Annotated in this window: 23 protein-coding genes and 1 pseudogene; 9 read left to right on the top strand and 15 right to left on the bottom strand. The window is 61.3% G+C overall.

What is annotated here, in order from left to right; translation table 11 throughout:
* The first annotated feature begins 505 nt into the window (after window positions 1–505).
* From HGO40_RS15095 to HGO40_RS15105, 3 genes are all read left to right on the top strand, one after another.
* Window positions 506–955: a hypothetical protein gene (locus tag HGO40_RS15095; protein ID WP_053122788.1), complete on the top strand. Its 450-nt coding sequence runs from the start codon at window positions 506–508 to the stop codon at window positions 953–955.
* Window positions 956–1,109: 154 nt separating this feature from the next.
* Entirely contained in the window at window positions 1,110–2,120 is a 1,011-nt protein-coding gene (locus tag HGO40_RS15100) for an ABC transporter substrate-binding protein (protein WP_250963645.1), read from the top strand.
* A 134-nt stretch (window positions 2,121–2,254) separates the two neighbouring features.
* The gene (locus HGO40_RS15105; protein WP_250963646.1) at window positions 2,255–2,692 is read left to right on the top strand and encodes a DUF3995 domain-containing protein; all 438 of its coding nucleotides are present in this window, start codon (window positions 2,255–2,257) and stop codon (window positions 2,690–2,692) included.
* Between the two features lie 178 nt (window positions 2,693–2,870).
* Here HGO40_RS15105 and HGO40_RS15110 read toward each other — a convergent pair whose 3' ends face one another.
* The 7 genes from HGO40_RS15110 to HGO40_RS15140 all read right to left on the bottom strand — a co-directional run bounded on the left by HGO40_RS15110 (window position 2,871) and on the right by HGO40_RS15140 (window position 10,314).
* On the bottom strand, window positions 2,871–3,224 hold the full coding sequence (locus HGO40_RS15110; RefSeq protein ID WP_250963647.1) for a Na+/H+ antiporter subunit G: 354 nt from the start codon (window positions 3,222–3,224) through the stop codon (window positions 2,871–2,873).
* Window positions 3,221–3,499 carry a K+/H+ antiporter subunit F gene (locus HGO40_RS15115; RefSeq protein WP_250963648.1) on the bottom strand — a complete coding sequence of 93 codons (279 nt, stop codon included), beginning with the start codon at window positions 3,497–3,499 and terminating at the stop codon, window positions 3,221–3,223. The genes HGO40_RS15110 and HGO40_RS15115 overlap by 4 nt, the downstream gene beginning before the upstream one ends.
* Window positions 3,496–3,984 (bottom strand): Na+/H+ antiporter subunit E, encoded by a 489-nt coding sequence (locus tag HGO40_RS15120; protein WP_250963649.1) that lies wholly within the window; start codon window positions 3,982–3,984, stop codon window positions 3,496–3,498. Before HGO40_RS15120 ends, HGO40_RS15115 begins: the two co-directional genes overlap by 4 nt.
* A complete protein-coding gene (locus HGO40_RS15125; protein ID WP_250963650.1) occupies window positions 3,981–5,666 on the bottom strand; it encodes a monovalent cation/H+ antiporter subunit D in 1,686 nt (561 codons plus the stop codon). The genes HGO40_RS15120 and HGO40_RS15125 overlap by 4 nt, the downstream gene beginning before the upstream one ends.
* Window positions 5,663–6,007 (bottom strand): Na+/H+ antiporter subunit C, encoded by a 345-nt coding sequence (locus HGO40_RS15130; RefSeq protein WP_003202835.1) that lies wholly within the window; start codon window positions 6,005–6,007, stop codon window positions 5,663–5,665. Before HGO40_RS15130 ends, HGO40_RS15125 begins: the two co-directional genes overlap by 4 nt.
* A complete protein-coding gene (locus tag HGO40_RS15135) occupies window positions 6,007–8,931 on the bottom strand; it encodes a monovalent cation/H+ antiporter subunit A (protein ID WP_250963651.1) in 2,925 nt (974 codons plus the stop codon). Before HGO40_RS15135 ends, HGO40_RS15130 begins: the two co-directional genes overlap by 1 nt.
* A gap of 360 nt (window positions 8,932–9,291) precedes the next feature.
* Complete coding sequence (locus HGO40_RS15140) at window positions 9,292–10,314, bottom strand: DMT family transporter (RefSeq protein ID WP_250963652.1); 1,023 nt, start codon at window positions 10,312–10,314, stop codon at window positions 9,292–9,294.
* Here HGO40_RS15140 and HGO40_RS15145 point away from each other — a divergent pair.
* Together HGO40_RS15145 and HGO40_RS15150 are read left to right on the top strand one after the other, a co-directional pair.
* The gene (locus tag HGO40_RS15145; RefSeq protein ID WP_250963653.1) at window positions 10,309–10,872 is read left to right on the top strand and encodes a helix-turn-helix domain-containing protein; all 564 of its coding nucleotides are present in this window, start codon (window positions 10,309–10,311) and stop codon (window positions 10,870–10,872) included. The genes HGO40_RS15140 and HGO40_RS15145 overlap by 6 nt on opposite strands.
* Window positions 10,873–10,889: 17 nt before the next feature.
* Window positions 10,890–12,332 (top strand): FAD/NAD(P)-binding protein, encoded by a 1,443-nt coding sequence (locus tag HGO40_RS15150; protein WP_250963654.1) that lies wholly within the window; start codon window positions 10,890–10,892, stop codon window positions 12,330–12,332.
* Between the two features lie 184 nt (window positions 12,333–12,516).
* On the opposite strand, the gene HGO40_RS15155 is transcribed toward HGO40_RS15150, so the two are convergent.
* The 3 genes from HGO40_RS15155 to HGO40_RS15165 all read right to left on the bottom strand — a co-directional run bounded on the left by HGO40_RS15155 (window position 12,517) and on the right by HGO40_RS15165 (window position 15,724).
* Window positions 12,517–13,632: a Gfo/Idh/MocA family protein gene (locus HGO40_RS15155; RefSeq protein WP_250963655.1), complete on the bottom strand. Its 1,116-nt coding sequence runs from the start codon at window positions 13,630–13,632 to the stop codon at window positions 12,517–12,519.
* A gap of 232 nt (window positions 13,633–13,864) precedes the next feature.
* The gene (locus HGO40_RS15160) at window positions 13,865–14,632 is read right to left on the bottom strand and encodes an SDR family oxidoreductase (RefSeq protein WP_003180553.1); all 768 of its coding nucleotides are present in this window, start codon (window positions 14,630–14,632) and stop codon (window positions 13,865–13,867) included.
* A gap of 24 nt (window positions 14,633–14,656) precedes the next feature.
* Window positions 14,657–15,724, bottom strand: coding sequence for a phosphotransferase family protein (locus tag HGO40_RS15165; RefSeq protein ID WP_250963656.1), 1,068 nt, complete (start codon window positions 15,722–15,724; stop codon window positions 14,657–14,659).
* A gap of 198 nt (window positions 15,725–15,922) precedes the next feature.
* Between HGO40_RS15165 and HGO40_RS15170 the strand changes: the two genes are divergently transcribed.
* A complete protein-coding gene (locus tag HGO40_RS15170) occupies window positions 15,923–16,318 on the top strand; it encodes a DUF4280 domain-containing protein (RefSeq protein ID WP_250963657.1) in 396 nt (131 codons plus the stop codon).
* A 232-nt stretch (window positions 16,319–16,550) separates the two neighbouring features.
* On the opposite strand, the gene HGO40_RS30855 is transcribed toward HGO40_RS15170, so the two are convergent.
* Both HGO40_RS30855 and HGO40_RS30860 read right to left on the bottom strand, forming a co-directional pair.
* Window positions 16,551–17,096: a methyl-accepting chemotaxis protein gene (locus HGO40_RS30855; RefSeq protein WP_502943295.1), complete on the bottom strand. Its 546-nt coding sequence runs from the start codon at window positions 17,094–17,096 to the stop codon at window positions 16,551–16,553.
* Between the two features lie 327 nt (window positions 17,097–17,423).
* Window positions 17,424–18,578: pseudogene (locus HGO40_RS30860) on the bottom strand (FIST signal transduction protein); the annotation flags it as partial.
* A 512-nt stretch (window positions 18,579–19,090) separates the two neighbouring features.
* Here HGO40_RS30860 and HGO40_RS15180 point away from each other — a divergent pair.
* The 3 genes from HGO40_RS15180 to HGO40_RS15190 all read left to right on the top strand — a co-directional run bounded on the left by HGO40_RS15180 (window position 19,091) and on the right by HGO40_RS15190 (window position 21,002).
* Window positions 19,091–19,339, top strand: a complete 249-nt coding sequence (locus HGO40_RS15180) for a hypothetical protein (RefSeq protein WP_250963659.1) — start codon at window positions 19,091–19,093, stop codon at window positions 19,337–19,339.
* Between the two features lie 183 nt (window positions 19,340–19,522).
* Window positions 19,523–20,281, top strand: coding sequence for an ankyrin repeat domain-containing protein (locus HGO40_RS15185; protein WP_250963660.1), 759 nt, complete (start codon window positions 19,523–19,525; stop codon window positions 20,279–20,281).
* A 616-nt stretch (window positions 20,282–20,897) separates the two neighbouring features.
* Window positions 20,898–21,002, top strand: coding sequence for a DUF3077 domain-containing protein (locus HGO40_RS15190; protein WP_186707362.1), 105 nt, complete (start codon window positions 20,898–20,900; stop codon window positions 21,000–21,002).
* Between the two features lie 568 nt (window positions 21,003–21,570).
* Here HGO40_RS15190 and yghU read toward each other — a convergent pair.
* Genes yghU through HGO40_RS15205 form a run of 3 tightly spaced genes read right to left on the bottom strand, consistent with a single transcriptional unit; the run spans window position 21,571 to window position 24,561 of the window.
* Window positions 21,571–22,410 carry a glutathione-dependent disulfide-bond oxidoreductase gene (gene yghU / locus HGO40_RS15195; protein ID WP_250963661.1) on the bottom strand — a complete coding sequence of 280 codons (840 nt, stop codon included), beginning with the start codon at window positions 22,408–22,410 and terminating at the stop codon, window positions 21,571–21,573.
* A gap of 44 nt (window positions 22,411–22,454) precedes the next feature.
* On the bottom strand, window positions 22,455–23,189 hold the full coding sequence (locus tag HGO40_RS15200) for a substrate-binding periplasmic protein (RefSeq protein WP_186729081.1): 735 nt from the start codon (window positions 23,187–23,189) through the stop codon (window positions 22,455–22,457).
* Between the two features lie 28 nt (window positions 23,190–23,217).
* The gene (locus tag HGO40_RS15205) at window positions 23,218–24,561 is read right to left on the bottom strand and encodes a GGDEF domain-containing protein (RefSeq protein WP_250963662.1); all 1,344 of its coding nucleotides are present in this window, start codon (window positions 24,559–24,561) and stop codon (window positions 23,218–23,220) included.

Consider the following 24,561-nt stretch of genomic DNA (forward strand, 5'->3'; position numbering starts at 1 on the left):
CGTTTTTTTTTCACGCAGACCACGGCATCCGAGAGTGCTGCGTGGCTCGGGGGCTCGGAGATGTGTATTATAGACTTTTATGAATTCCTTTTCATGATTTACCGACGAATTGCCGGCGACTTCGAGTAGTCTCCACGCCTTGGGCTGCTCTAGAATCAGCAGTGCCGTGTGGACGGTTGCGCCTATCTAAAGCAATTATTTTTGGGCTCGATGTCAGAAAAATGCTTTTTTAAGTGAGAAATTTCCCTAAAGTTAGTAGTCCCATCTTTTCCGAAGCTCAGAGTGGCGTTTTCCTTCAGCCTCTGGCGACTCCCCGGGAAAGACGGCGAGAGCGGCAACCTTTAGTCTGCTCTCGGCCCGGGACAGGGCGCGCCGTTCATTTCGAATTTCAGTGACAGGTCCATTACGACATTACAGTCGGTACGGGTTCTCGTGGTCCGTCCTTTGCGCGGGGCGGGTCTTTTTCAAAGATGGGGATGTTTCCTTGGCAGTAAGTAATCTCGACATGCATGCGTTATTTGTACTTGGTGACCTGCGGGCAAAACTGGTCAAACAATTCCAGTCACGTTTCGTCTACATCACCGAGCAGACCGCCGAAGGTATTTATGTTGCCGAAATCGACACCGAATCGGCCCTGGTAGTCGATGACAAACCCAGGCTGGAGCTCAAGGTCGGTGATCATTTTCGCGCGGCGGTATTGCCCAGCCGCGAAGGCGGCAAGTTTGAAATCCGCTTTCGCGAAATCAAGCTGACGGTCTATGGCCTTGGCGATTACGCCTTCGTCACGACTCCCGGTGGCCAGGCCATCCTGTTCAAGGAAGGCCACAGCGTAGTGACCGTGTTCGCGGCCAACGAACAGCTGCAGGAAGGCTTGACCAAGACCTTGAAAGCGGTAACCGCCAAGGCCGCCAAGTGGCGCAAGGGCGAACTGGTCACTTTCAAGGCCAGTGAGTGACCGTTTCGGCGCCTGTGCACCCAAACCGCTGACAGTTTTGCAAGATCTCGCTGGAACCTCGGCTACAGTCAATTGACTGAACTATTCAGGGGCTTGCGTTTCGTTACGCAGGGCCGTTCAGGGATTGCTGTTTATCTGGCACGAGGTGCAAAGCATGAGACGAGTTCGACAGTGGCTGGCTGCCTGGGCCACCTTCGCTGTGTTGGTTTCACCCGTTCCGGTGTCGGCCGCCACAGCGCCGATCCACTTTGCCGACTTGAACTGGGAAAGCGGCAGCCTGATCACCGATATCCTGCGGGTCATCGTCGAAAAGGGCTATGGATTGCAGACCGACACCTTGCCCGGCACCACCATCACCCTGGAACCCGCCCTGGCCAATAACGATATCCAGGTGATCGGCGAGGAGTGGGCCGGCCGCAGCCCGGTATGGGTCAAGGCCGAGGCCGAAGGCAAGGTGGTCGCCTTGGGCGATACGGTCAAAGGCGCGACCGAAGGCTGGTGGGTGCCCGAGTATGTCATCAAGGGCGACCCGGCCAAGGGCATCAAGCCCCTGGCGCCGGACCTGCGCAGCGTCGAAGACCTGGCGCGCTACAAACATGTGTTCAAGGACCCGGAAAGCCCCGACAAGGGCCGCTTTCTCAACAGCCCCATCGGTTGGACCTCCGAGGTGGTCAACAAGCAGAAGCTCAAGGCCTATGGCCTGTCCGACAGCTACGTGAATTTTCGCAGCGGCTCGGGGGCGGCGCTGGATGCGGAAATCAGCTCGACGATCCGCCGGGGCAAGCCGATCCTGTTTTATTACTGGTCGCCCACGCCGCTGCTCGGGCGCTTCAAGCTGGTGCAGTTGCAAGAGCCGCCTTTCGATGCCGAGGCCTGGAAAACCCTGACCGACGCCGACAACCCCAACCCGAAGCCGACCCGCTCGCTGGCCTCGAAATTGTCGATTGGCGTCTCCGCACCGTTCCAGAAGCAATACCCGGACATTGCCGAGTTCTTCAGCAAGGTCGACTTACCCATCGAGCCGTTGAACAAGGCCCTGGCCGACATGAGCGAGAAACGCACGCCACCCCGTGAAGCGGCCGAGGCGTTCCTCAAGGCCCATCCTGAGGTCTGGCAGGCCTGGTTGCCCAAGGACGTCGCCGACAAGGTGTCTGCCGGTCTGTAGCGAGTGCGTCAGTCAATTGAACAGTTGATCCTGGGCAAGTCCTCATTCGCTGAAACCTGGCAACCTGCGCCCGTCCAGCGAAATGCCAAATTCGAGCTAGGATGATTGTTCAACCTTTTTCAGGAGGCTGGCGAATGACGCTTTTATTGGCTCGGTCGCTGGTCGCAGTGTTTGCGCCCATCAGCTTGATTCATTTGTATTGGGCCCTGGGTGGGCGGTGGGCGGCCCTGGCGGTGGTGCCCCAGGAGCCGGTGAAGCAGGGGGACGCGTTACGACCGGCGTTCGACCCCTCGGGCTGGCTGACATTGCTGGTGGCCCTGGCGCTGCTGATGATTGCGCTGTTGGTGTGCCTGCGGGTCGGCCTGCTGGCCCAGCCGGTCACCCATCGGGCGTTGCAGTGGCTGATCAGCGCGATTGCCTTGATGATGTTCGCCCGAGCCATTGGCGAGTCGAACCTGGTGGGTTTCTTCAAGGAGGTCAAGGGCTCGACCTTCGCCAGGCTCGACACCTGGATCTATTCGCCGTTGTGCGTGGTGCTCGGGGCTGGGTTGTTGACGGTGGCATGGGCCTGAGCCTCTAACGGCGAACGCCGTTGTGGCGAGGGAGCTTGCTCCCGCTGGAGGGCGCAGCCCTCCTAAAAAGCTGAACACAAGTCAGCCTGACACACCGAGGTGACAGGTCTTGGGGCTGCTGCGCACCCCAGCGGGAGCGAGCTCCCTCGCCACAAAAGCTGTAGCGGCGAGATGTCTGTCAGTCGGTACGGCGGCTGCTCACTTCGGCCGGCACATCATCCCCCGCCATGCGCTTGCGGAACAGTGCCGCCCGGGCCAGCAGCAGGGTGGTCACCGGTACCGTGATCGACAGCAGGATCGGAATCAGCCAGGCGTGCAACACCGGCCCGGACTTGAGTGCCGAAAAGTAGATGATCGAGGCCAATGCCACGCACCAGGCGCCCAATGTGGAGGCCAGGGCTGGTGGATGCATGCGCTGGAAATAATCCTTCAAGCGCACCAGGCCGATCGCCCCGGCCAGGGCGAAGAAGCTGCTGAGCACCATCAGGATCGCCACCGGGATTTCCACCCACATCGACAGTTCGCCGGTCATTCGATCACCTCGCCACGCAACAGGAACTTGGCCAGGGCAATCGAGCCGACAAAGCCGAACAGGGCGATCAGCAGCGCCGCCTCGAAATAGGTGTCACTGGCATATCGGATGCCCAGCACCAGCATCATCAGCATTGCCACGATGTACAGGTAATCCAGGGCCAGTACCCGATCCTGGGCCGAGGGGCCCTTGAACAGTCGCCACAGGGTCAACACCATCGCCAGGGAGAGCAGGAACAGGCTCAACAGGATCGCATTGGACAGCAACGGGCTCATTCGAAAATCTCCATCAAGGGGCGCTCGTAGGTGGCCTTGAAGTGCGCGATGAATGACGCCTCGTCCGGCAGGTCGAACACGTGCAGCAACAGGATGCTGCGATCCAGGGCCAGTTCCGACCAGACGGTCCCGGGAACCACCGTGGTGATCATCGACAGCGCGGCCAGGCCGTTGGCATCGCGCAGGTCCAGCGGCACCTTGATGAATCGCGAGCGAGGCGGCCGGCGCCCGGCGTTCAGCACCCCCCAGGCCACCGCCAGGTTGGACACCAGCACGTCGCGGCCCACCAGCAGGAACAGGCGCAACACCACCCACGGCCGGCGGAAACGGATGGGCCGCGGTCGCAACGGGCGCATCAGCAACGGGGCCAGGAACCCCAATGCAGCGCCCAGCAGCAGATGGCCGGCGCTGACCGACACGTTCAGTACCAGCCACCGCAGCCACAACGCCAGGGACAACCACGGGGCGGGAAACAGGCGCTTCATGGCTGCACCTCCCGCAACGCGGCACGGGCTTCGGGGTTGGGCACGGCGCGGGTGGCGAGTACCGACATCACGGAATGTTCCGGGGTGTTCAGCGCGTCGGCGGCCGACTGGGTATAGCGCAGCAACGGCTCGGCCTTGAAGGTCAGGGCGATGCCCAGGCCCAGCAGTACGACGATCGGCAGACATTCGAACGGCCGCAGCAACGGTGACGGACGTTCCTGAGGTGTCCAGAAGCGTTGGATGCCCAGGCGCGAGAAGGCGATCAATGAGGCCAGCCCCGACAGGATCAGCAGCGCCAACAAGCCCCACGCCTGGTTCGACATCGGCGTCCCGGCACTGGCGCCGAATCCTTGGGGATTGAGCAAGGCGCTCAGCAGGCTCAGCTTGCCGATGAACCCCGAGAGCGGCGGCATGCCGATGATCAACAGCGCGCAAAAGATAAAGCTCAAGCCGAGGAAGGCCATGGTCCAGGGAATCACTTGGCCGACCACGGCTTTCTGCTCGTCGTCCAGGTTGATGCCCTTGGGTGGCTGCAAGGATTCCAACGGCCGCGGCAAAGTGTCGAAGTCGTCGTCCAAGGACAGTTCATTGGCCGAGCGCGAACGTTCGATCAGCTCTGCCAGCAAGAACAGCGCGCAGAGCGCCAGGGTCGAGCTCACCAGGTAGAACAGCGCCGCGCCCACCAGATTCGGTTGGGCGAAGCCGATGGCCGACAACAGGATCCCCGCCGAAACCAGGATGCTCAGGCTGGCCATGCGCTCCAGGCGTTGGGCCGCCAGAATCGCGATGGCGGCGCAGACGATGGTCGCCATGCCGCCGTAGACCAGCCAGTCGGCGCCGAAATACGCCGAGGCGCCGGCCTGGCCGGAGAACAGCAGCGTCCACAGGCGCAGGATCGTGTAGACGCCGACCTTGGTCATGATCGCAAACAGCGCCGCCACCGGTGCGCTGGCGGCGCTGTAGGCCGGCACCAGCCAGAAGTTCAGCGGCCACATGCCGGCCTTGGCCAGGAACGCCACCGCGAGGATGCCGGCGCCGGCGTGCAACAGGCCGCGGTCGGCCTCCGGCACCAGCGGGATCTTCAGGGCCAGGTCGGCCATGTTCAATGTGCCGGTGACACCGTAGATCAGCGCCGCGCCGATCAGGAATAACGACGACGCCAAAAGGTTGATGGAAATGTAATGCAGGCCCGAGGACACCCGCGCCCGGCCCGAACCGTGCAGCATCAAGCCATAGGAAGCCGCCAGCAGCACTTCGAAGAACACGAACAGGTTGAACAGGTCCGCGGTCAGGAAGGCGCCGTAGAGGCCCATCAGCTGGATCTGGAACAACGCATGGAAACTGGCCCCGGCGCGGTCCCAGCGGGCCATGGCGAAGAGCAGGGCGCTGACGCCGATGATGCCGGTCAGGACCAGCATCAGCGCCGACAGGCGATCGACCACCAGGACGATGCCGAACGGCGCCTGCCAGTTGCCCGGCAGGTACACACCAATGGACGCGGGCAGGGCCTGGTCCTGGGTCCAGCGCAGCAACAGCACGGCGATGCCCAGGCCCAGCAGGCTGGACAACAGATTGATCCGGGCCTTGAGCGGGCGGTGCTTCTCCCCCAGCATCAGCATCAACGCGGCGGTCAGCAGCGGCAGCAGGATGGGCGCGGCGATCAGATGAGGCGTCAACATCATTCCTTGGGCTCCCGACCGTCCACGTGGTCGGTACCGGTCAGGCCCCGGGAGGCCAGCAGCACCACCAGGAATAGCGCGGTCATGGCGAAGCTGATCACGATGGCGGTCAGCACCAGTGCCTGGGGCAGCGGGTCGGTGTAGTGCAGCAGGTCCTGGGGCACGCCGTCCTTGATGATCGGCTCCTTGCCGATGAACAGGCTGCCCATGCTGAAGATGAACAGGTTGACGCCGTAGGACAGCAGGCACAGGCCCATGACCACCTGGAAGGTCCGTGGCCGCAGCACCAGCCAGACACCCGAGGCGGCCAATACGCCGATTGCGATTGCGATGACTTCTTCCATCAGGCGGTGGCTCCTTTGACGGCGGCGACGGGTTTGGGTTGCAGGCCCGGTTTATGGGCCCGGACCGACTGGTGCGCCAGGGCGGTGAGGATCAACAGGGTGGAACCGACCACCACCGCGTACACGCCGATATCGAAGAACAGCGCGCTGGCCAGGTGGATATCCCCCAGCAGCGGCAGTTCGAAATGCCAAGTGTGGGTGGTCAGGAACGGATACCCCACGGCCATCGCCCCCAGGCCGGTGGCCGTGGCGAACAACAGCCCGGTGCCCATCCAGCGCAGCGGTCGCAGGCTCATTTGCGCCTCGACCCATTGGGTGCCGGCGACCATGTATTGGAGGATGAACGCGACAGACATCACCAGCCCGGCCACGAAGCCGCCACCGGGTTGGTTGTGGCCGCGCATGAACAAGTAGAACGACACCACCAGGGCGATCGGCAGCAGCAGGCGCACCAGCACCGACGGCACCATCATGAAACCCAGGGCGGTATCGCTGGCATGGCGCGGGTTGACCAGGTCGGTGACCACGTCCGGCGCCAGCAGGCGCTGTTGCGCCGGTAGCTGCATGCTTTCCTTCGGTGGACGGAAACGTCGCAACAGGGCGAACACCGCGAGGGCCACCGCCACCAGCACGGTGATTTCCCCCAGGGTGTCGAAGCCCCGGAAATCCACCAGCATCACGTTGACCACGTTGCTGCCGCCGCCTTCGGGCAAGGCCCGGCTCAAGTAGAACGACGAAATGTCGTTGGGTGTCTGCCGCGTGAGCATCGCATAGGACAGCAGCGCCATGCCGCCGCCGCCGGCGATGGACAGCAGCAAGTCCCGCACGCGCCGAATACGTGCCCGCCGCTCGCTGTTGGGCAGCGGCGAGACGTCCTCGATCCGCCGGGGCAGCCAGCGCAGGCCCAGCAGGATCAGCACCGTGGTGACCACCTCCACCACCAGTTGCGTCAAGGCCAGGTCAGGGGCGGAGAACCAGACGAAGGTCACGCAGGTCATCAGGCCGCAGACGCTGACCATGGTCAGGGCCGCGAGCCGGTGATACTTGGCCTGCCAGGCCGCGCCCAGGGCGCAGGCGATCGCCAGCAGCCACAGGGTCACGAAGACGATGGAACCGGGAATCTTCGGGCGGTCGCCCCAGACCAGCGTGCTGTGCAACATCGGAATCAGCCCGGCCAATACTGCCGCCAGCACCAGGAAAAACAGTTGGGCTTGCAGGCGCCGGGTGCTGATCCTGCGCTCCAGTCGCCGGCCCTGGCGCATCATCCACACCAGGCAGCGCTCGAACAGGCGCTTGCCGCTGAGCCGGCCAATGAACGGCGGGTGCTTGATGTGCCCTTGGCGCAATTGCTTGCGCAGCAACAGGTACAGGACGATGCCGCCGGACATCGCCACCAGGCTCATGATCATCGGCGCGTTCAGGCCGTGCCAGATCGCCAGGCTGTATTCCGGCAGCGTGCCGCCCACCACCGGCAACGCGGCGGCGGCAAGCAACGAGCCGACCTCCTGGGCCGGAAAGATCCCCACCAACAGGCAGGTGAACACCAGCAACTCCCCTGGCGCGCGCATCCAGCGTGGCGGTTCGTGGGGAGTATGGGGCAGGTCGCTGGCGGTGGGGCCGAAGAACACGTCCACGGTGAAGCGCAGGGAGTAGGCGACGCTGAACGTCCCGGCGATGGTGGCGATGATCGGCAGCGCCAGCTCGACCCAGGCCGTGGCGGAAATAAATACGGTCTCGGCGAAGAACATTTCCTTGGACAGGAAACCATTGAGCAGCGGCACCCCGGCCATCGCCGCGCTGGCGACCATCGCCAGGGTCGCGGTGAACGGAATCAGCCGCACCAGGCCGCTGAGCTTGCGAATGTCCCGGGTGCCGCTTTCGTGGTCGATGATCCCGGCGGCCATGAACAGCGACGCCTTGAACGTGGCGTGGTTGAGAATATGGAACACCGCCGCCACGGCCGCCAGCGGACTGTTCAGGCCCAGCAGCAGGGTGATCAGCCCGAGGTGGCTGATGGTGGAATAGGCCAAAAGGCCCTTGAGGTCATTCTGGAACATCGCGCAGTAGGCGCCCAGCAACAACGTACAGGCCCCCGCGCCGCTGACGATGTAGAACCATTCTTCACTGCCCGACAGCGACGGCCATAACCGCGCCAGCAGGAACACCCCGGCCTTGACCATGGTTGCCGAGTGCAGGTACGCCGACACCGGCGTGGGGGCGGCCATGGCGTGGGGGAGCCAGAAATGAAAAGGGAACTGAGCGCTTTTGCTCAATGCGCCGATCAGGATCAGCGGCAACAGGATGGGATAGAGGGCGTGGTCACGAATCAGGTTGCCGGCGGCCAGGACCTTGTCCAGGTCATAGCTGCCCACCACATGGCCGAGCAGCATCACCCCGGCCAGCAGGCAAAGCCCACCGGCACCGGTGACCATCAACGCCATATACGCACCGCGCCGGGCGTCGGCACGGTGATGCCAGTAGCCGATCAGCAGAAACGAGAACAGGCTGGTCAGTTCCCAGAAAAACACCATCTGGATCAGGTTGCCGGAGATCACCAACCCGAGCATGGCGCCCATGAACGCCAGGAAAAAGGCAAAGAAGCGTGGCACTGGGTCGTCCGGCGACATGTAGTAGCGGGCGTACAGCGACACCAGCGTGCCGATGCCCAGCACCAGCAACGAAAACAGCCAAGCGAATCCGTCCAGGCGCAGCACGAAATCCAGGCCCAGGCTGGGCAGCCATGTGTAGCGCTCGGTGATCACGCCACCGTCGGCGATCTGCGGGTACAGCAAGGCCACCTGAACCGTGCCGGCCAGGGCGACGAGGCCGGCCAGCAGTGATTCGGCGTTACGGGCGTTATGCGGCAGCAGCGCCGCGACACAGCTGCCGATGAAGGGCAAAAGCAATAGAACTATCAGTGACATAGGCTTCTATTCGGCGGAAGGTTGTGAGGGATCATACGTGGCGTATTCCCGATCTCCAACCGCGAGGGTGTCGCAGAATCCTACAAGGTAGGTGGAGTTTTCTGACTTTGCGTGTTTGGGTCAGCGGACACCGCTCAGGAATCAGCACGCGTATTGGAGCCGCTGGGGCGAGGTCTTGCGCAATGTCGCGCTTATCCCTGTGGCGAGGGAGCTTGCTCCCGCTGGGCTACGCAGTAGCCCCGAGACCAGTCACCCGGGTGTGTCAGGTTGATTGCATTCGGCTTCCTTGGGGGCGCTGCGCAACCCAGCGGGAGCAAGCTCCCTCGCCACAGGTTCAATCACCGCTGCCGGTAACCGGCCTCACTGCTCGCGCTCAAGCCCCTCATCCACTTCGACAACACCTTTGCTGCGAGTCTTGAGCTCACTGACAATCACCGCCGCCACGATCAGCGCCGCGCCGAACAATGCGATCGCCGGCAGCCGCTCGCCCGCCAGGCGCCCGGCGATGCCGGCCCATACCGGCTCACCGGCATAGATCAGCGTGGCGCGGGTCGGCGAGACGCTTTTCTGTGCCCAGTTCATCGCCACCTGGATCGCTGCGCTGGCGGCCCCCAGGCCCACGGCGCTGACCAGCAGCAACATGGAAAAATCCGGGATCGCTTCCTGGGTCGGCACCACCATCAGGAACGCCAGCACCGCCGTGCTCGCCAGTTGCACCACGGTCACTCGGCGCACATCGACCTGGCCGGCATAGGCGCTGATCAGGATGATTTCGGCGGCAATCGCGATGGCGCTGATCAGCGTAGCGATTTCACCGGGGCTGAAGTTCAGCGAGGCCCCGGCCGGACCGGACACCAGCATCAGCCCAGTGAACGCCAGCATGATGCCGATGCTCGGCATCAAGCCTGGCCGCCGGCCTAGCACCAGCCATTGCAACAGGGGCACGAACGCCACGTAGAGGGCGGTGATGAACGCCGACTGGCTGCTGGGAATGGTTTGCAGGCCGACGGTCTGCAAACCGTAGCCGAGCATGATCGCCACGCCGATGAAGCACCCCGCCTTGAGTTCGAACAGCGTCAGTTCACGCAGATGCCGCCAGGAGAACAGCGCGACAAACGCGGCCGCGGCAGCGAAGCGCAGGCCGACGAAAAACATCGGCCCGCTGACCGTCATGGCGTGCTGCACCAACAGGAAAGTCCCGCCCCAGATCATCGTAATCAGGACCAGCACGCATTCGGCCTTGCTGAACCTTGAGACACGGGAGGAAGCGTGGGGGGAATTCACCGATGCCATGACCTTGCGCGCCACTTGAGGCGGACGCACAATGCGCCCGAAGTTGGGCAGTATAATGCGCAACCCTGCCATGTGAGCAATATAGTGCACAAAGAATCCGGCCAGCGGGCCTCCGTCCTGCAACACGTCAGCCAGAACGTCCGTCGTCTGCGGCATTCCGCCGAGCTCAGCCAGGCGGCGCTGGCCGAGCTGTCGGGGGTCAGTCGGCGGATGCTGGTGGCCATCGAGGCCGGCGAAAAGCACGTCAGCCTGACGACCCTGGACCGGGTCGCCGAAGCCCTCGATGTCGCCTTCAGCGACTTGATCCAAGCCCCCGAAGCCCGCGACTCGAGCCGCATCAACGAACTGGTCTGGGCCGGTGTGATCCCGGGCAGCAAAGCTGTGTTGCTCGCCAAGGCCACCGCCAGCCGTGAGGTAGAACTCTGGGAATGGCGGCTGGAGCCGGGCGAGCACTACCATTCCGAGTGCGACGCAGATGGATGGAGCGAACAACTTTATGTATTCGAAGGCTGCCTGACGTTGCTGCTGGGCAGCGAAGAGCGCCGCATAGGCGTTGGTGAGTTCTTCATGTTCGCCAGCAACCAGCCCCATGCCTATCGCAACGATGGCCCGGTGGCGGTGAGATTCGTACGCAACGTGGTGATTTGATGCCTGGGGAGAGCGGTATGGACACAGCGCTGGAGCGACAGGGGAGCGGCCTCATCCGCGAAGCCGACATCCTGATCATCGGTGGCGGCTTGAGCGGCGCCATGCTCGCCGCGCAACTGCTGCGCCTGCCGGGCCGGCGCGAAATGCTGATTGTCGAGCCGCGCAGCGAACTGGGCCGGGGCGAGGCCTACAGTGCCGTGGAACTGGGTCACACCTTGAACGGCAACGCGGCGCGCATGAGCGTCGACCCGGACAACGCCGATGACCTGACCCAATGGCTCACCGCTTTCATCGAGGCCGGCGGCTGGCCCGAGTCGGATCAGCAGCACGTGCCCATCAGCGAGTTGTTTCCACCCCGGGGGATGTTTGGCCTCTATGTGCAGCAACGCCTGGCCGAGGCTCGCGAGCTGGGCGCACAAAATGGCTCGACCGCCGAGCACGTGCGCGGGGAGGCCGTGGACCTGCGGCTTGCCGACGACGCCGTGATGGTGACGCTGGATGACGGCCAACGCTTGCGTGGCCGTTTTGCAGTGCTGGCCACCGGCATGGTCCCGGCGGCGCGCACCCCGCAGACCGAATCCAGCGGCTTGAACGCTGCAGCCCTCGACCCTTGGGACGTCGCTGCGATGCGCCAGCTCGATCCGCAGTCCACGGTGCTGATCATCGGCTCGGGTCTGACCATGGTCGATGCCGTGGTGTCGCTGGAACAGGCCGGCCATCGCGGGCCGATCGAAGTGTTTTCCCGCCATGGCCTGCTGCCCCATGTGCGCCGCCAGCCACCCGCCTGGGTGGATTTCCTCGCCGAAGATCACAGCCTGCGTTCGCCACGCCAGTTGATGCGCGCTCTACGCGAGCAATGCCGCCAGGCCCAAGCCCAGGGCATCGACTGGCAGGCGCCGCTGGACACGGTGCGCGCGCACATCGGGCGCTTGTGGAACCAGGCCAGCGATGTGCAGCGCCGGCAATTCGTGCGGCATGTGCGGCCGTGGTGGGAGAGTCATCATCATCGCTCGCCACCGTTGAGCGCGGAGCTGGTGGCGCGCCTGCATGGGGAAGGGCGGTTGCGGATTCAGGCGGCGTCGTTCAAGGGGCTGGCCGCGTCTGGCGAAGGATCGGAAGCGATCAATATTCGTCGACGGGGCGAGGCTGGATTGGAAGTGGTGCAGGGCGCCGCGTTGATCAACTCCAGTGGCATTGAATATGACTGGCGTCGTGTTGCGCGACCGTTGCCGCAACAGTTGCTGGCTCGAGGATTGATCCAACCGGGGCCGCTGGCTTTGGGCAGCGCCGCGCGTGCTGATGGTGCGGTGCTGGATGCCCAAGGCGAACCGGCCAGCCGCCTGTTCGCCATGGGCCCGCCGCTGCGGGGGATGTGGTGGGAAAGCACGGCGGTGACTGATGTGGCGAGCCAGGCCAAGGCGTTGGCAGTAAGGCTAGTTGAATTGCAAACCCTGCGTTGAACCCTGTGGCGAGGGAGCTTGCTCCCGCTGGGTTGTGTAGGAGCTGCCGAAGGCTGCGATCTTTTGATCTTTCGCTTGAGGCTCAAGTGTCTGGGGCAAGATCGCAGCCTCGTTGCACTCGACAGCTCCTACGGCCCAGCGGGAGCAAGCTCCCTCGCCACAGGGTTTGCGCTGAGGTGGGCGGTTATAGCTCACTCACCTTCACCCAACGTTCTTCCCGCGCCGCGATGCGAATCGCCGCCGCCAGCCGTTCCACTTCCCAGGCCTCGTCAAAGTCCGTCCCGCCGGCGCCTTCGCCGGCCAGCGCCATGATCAGTTCCTGCACTTCCAACGTCTTCAATTCGTTGTAGCCCAACTGGTGCCCTGCAGCCGGGCTGAACGCGGCATAGCCGGGCAGATCCGGGCCGGCCAGCAAACGCTGGAAGCCGGGCTGGCCGGCGCGGCACAGGCGAAGTTCATTCAACCGCTCCTGATCGAATGCCAGGGTGCCAAGGGTGCCGCTGATCTCGAAATTCAGGTGATTCTTGTAGCCGTGCTTGAGCCAACTGCTGCTCACCGTGCCCCGGGCGCCATTGGCGAAACGCAGCAGCCCATGGACGTGGTCATCCACGGCGATGGCCCGCTGTTCGGCATTGCCGGCGCTGGCAGGGCGTTGGTGGTGCACGGTCTGGCTGTCGGCACAGACGGCCTCGACATCGCCCAACAAGTGCCGGGCCATGGCGAGCAAATGGCTGCCCAGGTCCGCCAGCGCGCCACCGGCATGGCTCGCTTCGCAGCGCCATGACCACGGTGAGGTCGGATCGGCCATGAAGTCTTCGCTGAATTCACCCTGGAAACCGATGATCCGCCCCAGTTCGCCGCGTTGGATCATGTCCCGCGCCCATTGAATCATCGGGTTGTGCTGGTAGTTGTAGCCGACTCGCGTCACCACCCCGGCGGCCTTGGCCGCCTGGCGCAGCTGCCCGGCCTGTTCCAGGGACACCGCCAACGGCTTTTCACAATAGACCGGCTTGCCCGCCGCCAACGCGGCCATGGCCATCGGGAAGTGCAGGTGGTTGGGGGTGGTGATGGCGACCAGGTGAACCTTCGGGTCGTCGATCAGCTGTTGCCAGTCGCTGTGGGCCGTCTCGAACCCCCAGCTCTGGGCACATTGCCGGGCTCGCTGCGGATCGGCGTCGGCCAGCGCCGCCAGTTTCAGGTTCAAGGGGAGATCGAACACCGCCTTGGCATTGTGGAACGCCAAGGCATGGGCGCGGCCCATGAAGCCGGTGCCAATCAGACCGATGCCGAGTTCACGCATGAGAAAGAGCCCTTTTGAGTTTTTATTTTCAGAAGGGCTCTTTATGGAATAAATATTCGCTAATTGCAAATATTGGAATAAATATTCATTTCATTGCTGACAAACATCCCTGTGGGAGCGAGCCTGCTCGCGATAGCGGTGGGTCAGCAGTACTTGTGTGACTGATACGACGCTATCGCGAGCAAGCTCGCTCCCACAGGGGGATTTCACAGGTCTTTCATGGCGCCCGCTGTCAGGAAAGGAACCCACCATCCACATTCAACGCCACGCCCGTGGTGTAGCTCGACGCATCGCTGGCCAGGTACAGCACCGCGCCGGCCATTTCGCTCGGGTCGGCCACGCGCTTGAGGGGTATCTGCGCCAAGGCGGTCTTCAGGATGGCGTCGTTCTTGACCAGTGCCGAGGCGAACTTGGTGTCGGTCAGGCCCGGCAACAGGGCGTTGCAGCGGATGCCGAACTGCGCGCATTCCTTGGCGAAGACCTTGGTCATGTTGATCACCGCAGCCTTGGTCACCGAGTAGATGCCCTGGAAGATCCCTGGCGAAATACCGTTGATCGACGCCACGTTGATGATGCTGCCGCCGCCGTTCTCGCGCATCAGCTTGCCGGCTTCCACCGACATGAAGAAGTAGCCGCGGATGTTCACGTCCACGGTTTTCTGGAACGCACCCAGGTCGGTGTCCAGGACGTTGCAGAACTGCGGGTTGGTGGCGGCGTTGTTCACCAGGATGTCCAGGCGCCCGAACTGTTCGCGGATGCCGGCGAACACCTGGCTGATCTGCTCCATTTCACCGATGTGGCAGGCGATGGCGGTGGCCTTGCCGCCGGCGGCGATGATCGCATCGGCCACGTGCTGGCAACCGTCGAGCTTGCGGCTGGACACGATCACATGGGCGCCTTGCTGGGCCAGCAGTTTGGCGATGGCCTCGCCGATGCCGCGGCTGGCGCCGGAAACGAAAGCGATTTTACCGTCGAGGTCGAACAACTGGGTCTTGGACATGCTGTTTCCTTGTTATGAGGGCGCTCAGAGCGTGGATTTAGCGATGACCTGCAGGCTCATCTGCTCCAGCAATTTGTTCATCTGAACGAACTGCGCGAAACGTTTGTCCTGGGTCTGGCCGTGGAAGAAGCGGTAGTAGATCTGCTGGACGATACCGGCCAGGCGGAACAGGCCGTAGGTGTAGTAGAAGTCGAAGTTGTCGATGCGGATCCCTGCGCGCTCGGCGTAGTAATCAACGCACTCACGGCGGGTCAACATGCCCGGCGCGTGGCTGGGCTGGCGGCGCAACAGTTGTACCGGCGCCGGGTCGTCCGCCTCGATCCAGTAGGCGAGGCTGTTGCCCAAATCCATCAACGGGTCGCCAAGGGGGGTCAGCTCCCAGTCCAGCACGCCGATGATCCGCATCGGATTTTCCGGGTCGAGGATCACGTTGTCGAAGCGGTAGTCGTTGTGGACGATGCTCGACGTCGGGTGGTCGGCGGGCATCTTGTCGTTGAGCCAGGCCTTGACCGCTTCCCACTTCGGCGCGTCAGGGGTCAGGGCTTTTTCATAACGATCGCTCCAGCCACGGATCTGCCGGGCCACGTAGCCTTCGGGCTTGCCCAGGTCGGCCAGGCCGCAAGCGTTGTAGTCGACGCGGTGCAGTTCGACGAGGCGGTCGATGAAGCTCTTGCACAGCGCTTCGGTGCGCTCGGCGTCAAAACCCAGCTCCGGCGGCAGCTCGGCGCGCAGGATAATGCCCTTGACCCGCTCCATCACGTAGAACTCGGCGCCCATCACCGACTCGTCGGTGCAGTGCACATAGGCTTTGGGGCAGTACGGGAAAGCATCGCGCAATTGGTTGAGGATGCGGAACTCACGGCCCATGTCATGGGCGGACTTGGCCTTGTGGCCGAACGGCGGCCGGCGCAGGACGAATTCCTGTTCGGGGTACTCCAGCAGGTAGGTCAGGTTCGACGCGCCACCGGGGAACTGGCTGATCTTCGGCAGGCCGGTCAGGCCGGGAATGTGGGCCTTGAGGTACGGGTCGATCAGGTTGGCATCGAGTTCTTCACCGTCGCGCACGCGGGTGGACTGATCAGTAAACGCCATGCTTATCCCTTCTGCTTATTTTGGAGGCCATCGATCATTGGCTAATCTAATGGCGCGTGGGAGGCGCCACAAGCACGCCAGGGTCTTATAGGTTAGCGTGTTGCCGGATAATCAGCGGGCTTGATGCATGGCGGCGTGCGCGTTGGATGGGGGCGAGCTAAGGTTTTGGGGTCTGTCGCTTTCAAAGGAGCAACCGCGATGGGATGCCCGCAAGTCTGTGGCACCGCGACCCTTCAATGCAGCTTCGGCGCAGCCCCGGCGGTGCTCAATGTGCTGCCGGTCAATCGCCTGCTGACCGGCGGGATGCCGGCGGCGAACATCATGGATCACATCCCGCTGGTGAACATCACTCCCTTCGGCATGTGCATGAGCCTGGCAAACCCCACCGTGGCCGCCGCCACCGCAGCGGCCCTGGGCGTGCTGACCCCCATGCCCTGCATCCCGGCCACCGCCGCCCCGTGGATCCCCGGCGGCGCCCCGACCCTGTTGCTGGGCAACATGCCAGCCATCGACGCCAACAGCACCTTGATGTGCAGCTGGGCCGGGGTGATCAAGATCGTCGTGCCGGGGCAGGTGCAGATGTTGATTCCCTGACGGTAACACCCGCAGCACCCCAGATCCCACAAGGGATTCAGGGGGATGGTGATGTCTGCGAGCGACTCAAAAAACTGTGGGAGCGAGCTTGCTCGCGATGACGGCGGCACAGTCAGCATTGATGCCAGCTGATCCACCGCTAACGCGAGCAAGCTCGCTCCCACAAAGGAATCTTCCACAAGGGGAACTGTGGCGGGCGCTAACCTTGATTCATTGTCTGGGCGATTCGATCTCAAGCATTGGCATGGGTCAGCCCGGTCAAGGTATCCGCAATGGCTTTCGTGCGTTGCGCCGTGCCTTCGGTGGTCCGGCTCGAGTCTTCCAGGGCATCGAGCATCGCCCGCAAGGCGCTCACAGCGACGGACTGGTCTTCGATCTGCTGGGCGACCCCTTGGATCTCTGTCGAGAGCAGATCACTGTCCACACCGAATTCCGCCGCATTCTTACGTGTGATCTCCGCCAGCTTGCGGACCTCATCGGCCACCACCGCAAACCCTCTGCCCATTTCACCGGCCCGCGCGGCCTCGATGGCGGCGTTGAGGGCCAACAGGTTGGGCTGACCGGCGATTTGCTGGATGACCTGGACAATCGACTGAATGCGCAAACTCGAACTGGCGAGCGCACGGGCGCCGCCCACCGCTTCCCCCGCTTGCGTGGCCAGCTGCTCGACGGTCGTGCCGGCCTGCTCGGCGACGCTATGTTGCCGGTCGATCGTGCCTGTCAGGTCATCCATCGACAGGTGCAGCTCGCCGGAGTAATGCTTGACCTGCGTCGCCATCTGCGCCTGTTGCTGGCTGGCCTGCGCCAATACCTGGCCCAGGTCCGTCAGGCCGTCGAACACCGGCAGGATAGTCGGGTCCAGGCCGCGGGTATCCAAGGCGCTGCTGAAATCATTCAGCTTGAACGCCTTGATCTGCTTGACCACCACATGGTTCAGCCCCGCCAACTTCTTGATCTGGCGGCGCAGGAAAAACGCCTTGAACTCGCCATAGTGGGCGATGAAGTTATCGACGTACTCATCGACAAAACCTGCGCCCTTGGTGACCCTGAAGAAGAAAATCGCCGTAAGCGTCTGGTTCAGATTGAGACCGAGAATTTCCCCGAACGTCGAGAAACCAGCCAACGGCACATCCCCGAAAATACCGGCCATGCTGCCCAGGTCGCTGCTGTTGTTGAGCCGACGCAGGATGCAGTCGTTGAGAATAGCCGCCACCGGTTGGCCGCCTTTGCCCTTGAGGAATTTCTCGTAGTCGAGCCGGGTCGCCTCGCGCAGGGGCGTGCGCTTGATCATCACCAACTCTTCGCCAGGCGCCACGTCGCAAAACAGCTGGATGATCTGCTGTTGATGGTCGATGCGGGCAATGGAACGCACGAACAATTCTTCGCCCACGCGAATGGCAAATGAATAATCGGCCAGCTTCTTCTCCAATGCCTGGGCACTGCACTCGAATGCATCGCACAGCGCCTGGACCATGCTCTTGATATTGCCCCGGCTGTCGATGACCTGATCGATGGTGCGGTCTTCGACCGACGCGGTCAGCACGCTGAGCGTCAGTCCCGCCGGTTGGAAGTTCTGGCTCTTGAACACCCCGAAGCGCACATCCGCCGCGGTTTTCAGGAAGACAATCTGCGCATGGTTCTGATAACTGCGCTGCCCATCACTGATCAGGGTCTTCTTGAAATCAGCCTTGCCCCCGGCCGAACCACCGACGAACAGGCAGGGGAAGCGTCCAGACTCATACAGCGCTTCCATAAAGAACGACTCGGAAGCTGAAAGACCATCGAACACCACGTAGGCCAAGGTATCGCGATGATCGATAGGCGTGCTCACCTGCGCCTGCTTGATGTTATTCACCAATCGGGTGATTCGCTCGCGCATGGCCAAGCGCTTGTCGCCACCGCGAATGTCCTCGCACTCCAGCGGCACCATCACCACCTCGGCCGACACAATCACACTCGCGTCAAACAACTGCAGTACTACCCGATCCCAGGTTTCGCCGGTCTGGCAGTACAGCGTGTTCGCAGCGTTGCACAGTTCACCCGAGGTCGTGCACAGGCTGATGGTGCTGTGGGCGAAGCGCTTCTTGACCTTGGCGGCGACCTGGTCGATGTCCAGGTGAGGGGAGACGAAACCGGTGATCAGTACTGGGGTGATACGTAGGTTGGCCAGCGTTTGGTCAAGTTCACCCGAAATGCAGGCCACGCTGACCGTCCCTTGAGTGCGGGTTCGGGCTTTGTTGAAGAGGTTCGGTAGGTTCATGGCTGGACTCGGTTGAGCGCGACGTGATGCGTACGAGGGATGCGTGGGGAGTCCTTTCGCTGTAGCAGTCACGGCTGGGGGGCTTGTGTGGGCGTGAGCTTGTGCTATTTGCGGGGGGGTTCCATAGGGGCTTTTGGTTGGGGTTTGTTGGGTCTGTTGGTTAGCGACTTTCGTATGGGTGCCAGGGGAGGGCGATGAAAAAACAGTCTCTGACCTCTAGACGAAAAAATGGTAGCCGCTATGCTTCGGTGATGGCCTCTTGCTACTTTTTTTGGCCGACAGAAGCAATCCTTGGCGTGAGACGGAAACCTACTTGTCGTCTCCTTCGGATATGGATAACGGCACGTGGTCACTGTTTTTCAGAACAGTGAGATGAATCTGATAAATATTAAGAGAAACTAGATCGTCAAAGTAAATATGAACCATCTATTGCTGACCGTTACGGCACGATTTTTTTCCTGAGCCGGAAGTGGGAATGGATTTCCGCTTTAATTTATCAAAGGGGAACTAATATGGAAGTGAGAGATGTTGTGACGTTGTTAGATGATTTTATTGATGGGGGCGATACAAGTATTGAAGCTGCAAATCGTTTAGAAGTGTTGATTGATAATGCTTATCCGGACGATGATTTTCTGCAACAGACGGTGGAAGTCCTAGCGTGCTATCGCCCTGAAGGCGGAGATTTTATTTTTAATGTGAGTCACGTGCGAAAACGTCTTGTTGAAACTCGAGCTTATTTCATAAAAATCGCTCCCCTATGATTTTTTGTGTATGGGAAAGTAGTTCGCTGCCTGGGAGAAACGGGGACAGACTCGTTTTTGAGGAAACTGAAGCAGTAATCGGACGGGGAGCTCCGCGAGGTCGACCGGGGGGCAGCGATTGCTGTCTTAGTTTAGAAAACGTGGTCTGCCCCCGTTTTCGCATTTGATTGGTGGTTTAGTGCGATGAGTACCTCAATAGTGAAATCAAGAATCGTTCTATTAGTGTGGTTTGTTTTTATGAATATAGGACTTGCTCAGGCCTCCTTGCGGCTTGGAGGCAATGCGATGTCTCAGGTTTTTGAGGATGCTGAGGTTGTCGCCCTGATCGACGCCGCAATGGAGGGGCGTGCCGGTGATGTGAATCGACTGGCTGCCCAAGGAGTCAATGTAGATACAGTGGGCAGTGATGGAACGACTCCGCTCATCTGGGCACTTAACGCTCGTAACGTTAAAGGTGTCGAAGCGTTATTGAAAGCTGGTGCAAATCCCAACCTAATGTCTGAAAAGCTTAGAGGCCTCTCACCCATGGCCCTCCTTGCGGGGGGAAATAGTTTGGAGCTATTGGAATTAGTACTTCGTTACGGAGGTGATGCTAAAGGGACTGGGCTCAAAAGGAGCATGAAACCTTTGGATCGTGCTGCGCGGGAAGGACGATTGCAGAACGTCAGGCTAATCGTGGGCGCCGGAGCAGACGTTAATGACCATGATGAATATGGTAAATCGGCGGCCATTGCTGCTGCCGCGTTGTCAAACTTTGAGGTGGTCGCTTGGCTGTTGGAACATGGCTACACGTATGACCTGCGCGACTTGGCAATGAGTGTTGAAATCCGTCAGGTACCACCAGACTCCGAAGCACAACGTTGGAAGAATACTGTCATAGATATGCTGAAGATGAGGGGAGTTAAATTTCCTGCCTTTGTAAAAAAACAACCTGAAGGATAACGAGGGCAGACTTTGAGGGAGCCCTTTGGTTAGAAGAAACGGGGACAGGCCCTGAGTGATCCCCACAAACCTACTCCAAGACCCGTGCCTCTTGATGTACCTCTGCTCGCAACGCGTGATCAAGCCTCTTAAAGGTGCTTCGAGAATTTGAGCCGCGTCCGTAGAACGTGTCTGTTCCGGAGGGTTCTGCGCGCGCATCGGGTCCTCACGTAGGAAACTTCTGGAAATCCCACCAAAAGCACTATTCTGGCCCTAAGCCTCTCGCCGGAGGTTTTCTGTCGCGTTACGCTCTGGATGTCGCTGCACATTCAGCGACCGGGCTTGGTAACCCGGTGGAATAAGGCGTAACAGTGCACGGACAGGATTGCAGGCTTTCAGGCCTGCGATTTTGTTTTATGGCAGCTGTGCGTGGGACGTCTTCTGACGTGCCGGTTTCCTTGATTCCCCGGTTTACCAACCTGCGCGCAGCTGCCACCCATTCGCTTGGTAACGGATGCGGCAGCTCTTCGAGTCAAGGGAGTTGAACAATGCATATCAATAGATCAAGCAAACAGCCTCATCTGCTCCGCAGCTCTGTATCGCGGTCCTGCTGCATCTCAGTCAGTGGAGGTCGCAAATGACCGAACGATCAGAAGCAAAAACCGTCGGCCACACCCCATTTCATTATTGCTCCGATCGTCCGCTGTTCCGCGTTAACGGCGGTGTTCCGTTAACGAAGTAACGAAGGTAGGACTGAAAAATATGGCCTTTTACATTGAAATGGACAAGATTGCTGATACCGAGGCGTACGTTGACTACTCTTTTGGGCGGGGTACGAATGTTGGTGTTCTTAGGCTAAACAAAGTGCGGGGAACGCTAACGGTACTTGCTGCGTGCCCATTAGACCAAGACGGAGAATGGATGCAGAGGGCAAGCATGAAATTAGCGAGGCTCTGGAAGGAAGGTATATATCCTGAAAAAACTCAATGGGCTTCGTAAGCTGCCAAACAGATTTTTTGCAGAGTGGGAGTTAGCGAGCTTGCTCGCGATGACGTCGGCACATTCAGTATTGATGCAAGCTGATCCACCGCCATCGCGAGCAAGCTCGCTCCCACAGGGGGGCGGTGCCAGTCGAGAAACCGCGGTGCACCACCCATCCAATGTGGGAGCGAGCTTGCTCGCGATGGCGTCGGCACATTCAGCATCGAGGCTACTGATCCACCGCTTTCGCGAGCAGGCTCGCTCCCACAAGGAGATTTGTGCCAGTCGAGAAACCGGGGTTTACCAGCGACCTGACATGGGACCTGGCCTCAGCCCAAATCCCCAGCCGCATGCCGCTCCGGCACCTGGCTCGCTTCATCGCCCCACGTGCGGTTGACCCGCTGCCCACGCTGTACGGCTGGGCGCTTGGCGATCTCTTCCGCCCAGCGCTGCACATGGGTGTATTCGTGAGCACTCAGGAATTCGGCGGCGCCGTACACGTTGTTGCGCACCAGTTGCCCATACCAGGGCCAGACCGCGATGTCGGCGATGGTGTAGTCATCGCCGGCCAGGTATTGGCTTTCGCCAAGGCGGCGGTCCAGGACGTCGAGTTGGCGCTTGGCTTCCATGGTGAAGCGATTGATCGGGTATTCGAGTTTCTCCGGCGCGTAGGCGTAGAAATGCCCGAAGCCACCGCCCAGGTACGGGGCGGAGCCCATCTGCCAGAACAGCCAGTTCAGGGTTTCGGTGCGACCTGCCGGATCGGTGGGCAGGAGGGCGCCGAATTTTTCCGCCAGGTAAAGCAGGATTGAGCCGGACTCGAAGACACGGATAGCGGGTTCCACGCTGCGGTCCAGCAGGGCCGGGATCTTGGAGTTGGGGTTGATCTCGACAAAGCCGCTGGAGAACTGGTCGCCCTCGTTGATGCGGATCAGCCAGGCGTCGTACTCCGCGCCCGCATGACCCAGCGCCAGCAGCTCCTCCAGCAGGATGGTCACCTTCACGCCGTTGGGCGTGGCCAGGGAGTAGAGCTGCAGCGGGTGCTTGCCAACCGGCAAGGTTTTGTCATGGGTCGGCCCGGCGACTGGGCGGTTGATGCTGGCGAACTGGCCGCCAGACGGGGCGTCGTTTTTCCAGACCTTGGGCGGAACGTAGGACGCTTTACTCATCGGGACATACCTCATCGTTGCTTGCGGTGTGATCCCCCCAGAGTCTACCGCTGTTCGTTCATGATTCGTGCGACTTCACCGGACGCCTTGAGTTTTTCGAAAGCGAGTTGGGCCTTGGCGACGACTTCATCCGGCGTGCTCAGGCTGAAGGCCAGGTGGACCCTGTGGGGTTGTTCGTCGAGGGTATAGACCTCTTCCAGCGAAGTGAAATCCACCTGGGCATCCTTGCTCATCAGGCGCGCGGTATTCTCCGGCATCGGCAGTAACTGGATCTGGCGATTCAGCAGTTTTTCAAAGTTGTCGTGGTTGTTGGCCGAGATGACCAGCCGGGTGAATCCACGTTGTTGCAGGTAGATCTGCTTGGCGTCGTTTCGCACCACGCCGATGCTGTACTGCTTGGCTTCTTCGAGGCTGTTGACGGCGATGTCTTTATTGTCGCGCAATTTATAGAGCCGGCTCGCCACGCGATGTATTTCACCTACCCATTTGAATAATTGTTCGCGGGCCGGGGTGCGGTCCAGCGGGAAGATCAGCACGTTGGGCTCGTGCAGCGCCTTTTCGTAGGCCCGGGCCCACGGGTACAGCGACAGGCTGTAATCGGTGAGCTGCGCGCTTTTCAGCGTTTCTTCGGCGATGCGAATGCCCGGCCCGATGACCTTGTCGTCACGCTGATGGGCGTACAGGGAGTCTTCGGTCACCACTTCGATTGTGTCGGCGTGGCTGTGCAGGCTGATCGAGGCGAGTAGCAAGCACGAGCAGAGTATCAGGCGATAGTGCATAGATAGACCTCATGGCGCGCGAGAGTAATTACAGGGCGACGCGGTCGCGTCCCTGGTGTTTGGCCCGGTACAGCGCCTGGTCGGCGCGTTGCAGCAGTTGATCGAAATGGTCCATGGTCTGCGGGTCCAGCTCGGCGACGCCGATGCTCACGGTGACGAAAGGCGAAACCTTGGAACCGCTGTGGGGCAGCTCACGTTCCGCCAGGCTGGCGCGCAAGCGTTGGGCGGCTTCGCAGGCTTGGGCCGCGTCGACGTTGGGCAGGACCACGACGAACTCTTCGCCGCCTACGCGGGCGGTCAGTTCGCCTGAGCGGCCGAACACAGTGCGCAGGGTTTCGGCGATCTCTTTCAGGCACAGGTCGCCCTGCATGTGGCCGTAGGTGTCGTTGTAGATCTTGAAGAAATCGACGTCACACATGAGCACGGCCAGCGGGGTGTTGTGGCGGATCGCCCGGCGAAATTCGATCTCCTTCAACTCATCGAAATAGCGACGGTTGGCCAGGCCCGTCAAGGCATCGTGACGGGACAGCGCTTCAAGCGACTGGTTCGCCGCCTTCAGTTCCGCGGTGCGGGCCTCGACCAGTTCGGCCATTTGATCGCGGCTGGCGGCCAAGGCCAGTTCATCCGAGTGTTGGCGTTCGAGGTGGGCGCGCAGATTGTCCTGGAGTTCATTGACCTGGAACTCGAGCAGGCTCAGTTCGTCCTGGCGCTGCACCGCTCGTTGCAGCTTGAGATGATGCTTGAGGGTGTGCGGCGCGAGTTCACCCAGGTGTCGGGCGATATGCACCACATGCACGGTCACCAGGCGGTTGAACATGGTCATGACCAACCCCGCCAGCAGCAAGGACTGGATGAGCTGGGTGATGACGATGCCGCGTGCTTCGCTCCAGAGGCGCTCCCACAGCAGGTTGTTGTCGCCTTCAATGGTCAGCTCACCGACTTTTTCATGGGCCCCGGCGTAGGGGTGGGCGATGAGCTGGCGATGCAGCACCGGCACCACGCCCGATTGATCGACGGTGTAGCGCTTGAGTTCGATGACTTCCGGCGCTTGTCCCGGGCGCAAGATGTTCAACACCACGCGACCCACGGGAGCGGCCGCGGCGACGCTGGTGATTTGCTGGTCGAGGGATTCACGGTCCAGTTCCCAAATGGCGTAGGCCAGGGTGTTCTGGAACACCTGATCGATCAGGGCCAATTCCGAATTCATGTCCGCCAGGTTGTTTTCCCAGGCCTGCCAGGTGCGCCAGGTGACCATGGCCAGGGTAAAGACCAGGCAGAACAACAGCGTTGCCAGCACCAGGCGCCGGCCCAGGGAGCTGAACGCCTTGGTCTCTGGTGGCAGGGAGGACGTCGTGCGGAAAGGGTTATCCAT

This window comes from Pseudomonas sp. CG7 (assembly GCF_023701885.1).
In the GTDB taxonomy this organism is placed as follows: Bacteria; Pseudomonadota; Gammaproteobacteria; order Pseudomonadales; family Pseudomonadaceae; genus Aquipseudomonas; species Aquipseudomonas zanjanensis.

Excerpts from the sequence above, each read along its gene's own strand:
- HGO40_RS15095 (WP_053122788.1), top strand. The coding sequence starts at position 506 with ATGCATGCGTTATTTGTACTTGGTGACCTGCGGGCAAAACTGGTCAAA.
- HGO40_RS15100 (WP_250963645.1), top strand. The coding sequence starts at position 1,110 with ATGAGACGAGTTCGACAGTGGCTGGCTGCCTGGGCCACCTTCGCTGTG.
- HGO40_RS15105 (WP_250963646.1), top strand. The coding sequence starts at position 2,255 with ATGACGCTTTTATTGGCTCGGTCGCTGGTCGCAGTGTTTGCGCCCATC.
- HGO40_RS15110 (WP_250963647.1), bottom strand. The coding sequence starts at position 3,224 with ATGACCGGCGAACTGTCGATGTGGGTGGAAATCCCGGTGGCGATCCTG.
- HGO40_RS15115 (WP_250963648.1), bottom strand. The coding sequence starts at position 3,499 with ATGAGCCCGTTGCTGTCCAATGCGATCCTGTTGAGCCTGTTCCTGCTC.
- HGO40_RS15120 (WP_250963649.1), bottom strand. The coding sequence starts at position 3,984 with ATGAAGCGCCTGTTTCCCGCCCCGTGGTTGTCCCTGGCGTTGTGGCTG.
- HGO40_RS15125 (WP_250963650.1), bottom strand. The coding sequence starts at position 5,666 with ATGATGTTGACGCCTCATCTGATCGCCGCGCCCATCCTGCTGCCGCTG.
- HGO40_RS15130 (WP_003202835.1), bottom strand. The coding sequence starts at position 6,007 with ATGGAAGAAGTCATCGCAATCGCAATCGGCGTATTGGCCGCCTCGGGT.
- HGO40_RS15135 (WP_250963651.1), bottom strand. The coding sequence starts at position 8,931 with ATGTCACTGATAGTTCTATTGCTTTTGCCCTTCATCGGCAGCTGTGTC.
- HGO40_RS15150 (WP_250963654.1), top strand. The coding sequence starts at position 10,890 with ATGGACACAGCGCTGGAGCGACAGGGGAGCGGCCTCATCCGCGAAGCC.
- HGO40_RS15155 (WP_250963655.1), bottom strand. The coding sequence starts at position 13,632 with ATGCGTGAACTCGGCATCGGTCTGATTGGCACCGGCTTCATGGGCCGC.
- HGO40_RS15160 (WP_003180553.1), bottom strand. The coding sequence starts at position 14,632 with ATGTCCAAGACCCAGTTGTTCGACCTCGACGGTAAAATCGCTTTCGTT.
- HGO40_RS15165 (WP_250963656.1), bottom strand. The coding sequence starts at position 15,724 with ATGGCGTTTACTGATCAGTCCACCCGCGTGCGCGACGGTGAAGAACTC.
- HGO40_RS15170 (WP_250963657.1), top strand. The coding sequence starts at position 15,923 with ATGGGATGCCCGCAAGTCTGTGGCACCGCGACCCTTCAATGCAGCTTC.
- HGO40_RS30855 (WP_502943295.1), bottom strand. The coding sequence starts at position 17,096 with ATGGCGACGCAGGTCAAGCATTACTCCGGCGAGCTGCACCTGTCGATG.
- HGO40_RS15180 (WP_250963659.1), top strand. The coding sequence starts at position 19,091 with ATGGAAGTGAGAGATGTTGTGACGTTGTTAGATGATTTTATTGATGGG.
- HGO40_RS15185 (WP_250963660.1), top strand. The coding sequence starts at position 19,523 with ATGAGTACCTCAATAGTGAAATCAAGAATCGTTCTATTAGTGTGGTTT.
- HGO40_RS15190 (WP_186707362.1), top strand. The coding sequence starts at position 20,898 with ATGACCGAACGATCAGAAGCAAAAACCGTCGGCCACACCCCATTTCAT.
- yghU (WP_250963661.1), bottom strand. The coding sequence starts at position 22,410 with ATGAGTAAAGCGTCCTACGTTCCGCCCAAGGTCTGGAAAAACGACGCC.
- HGO40_RS15200 (WP_186729081.1), bottom strand. The coding sequence starts at position 23,189 with ATGCACTATCGCCTGATACTCTGCTCGTGCTTGCTACTCGCCTCGATC.
- HGO40_RS15205 (WP_250963662.1), bottom strand. The coding sequence starts at position 24,561 with ATGGATAACCCTTTCCGCACGACGTCCTCCCTGCCACCAGAGACCAAG.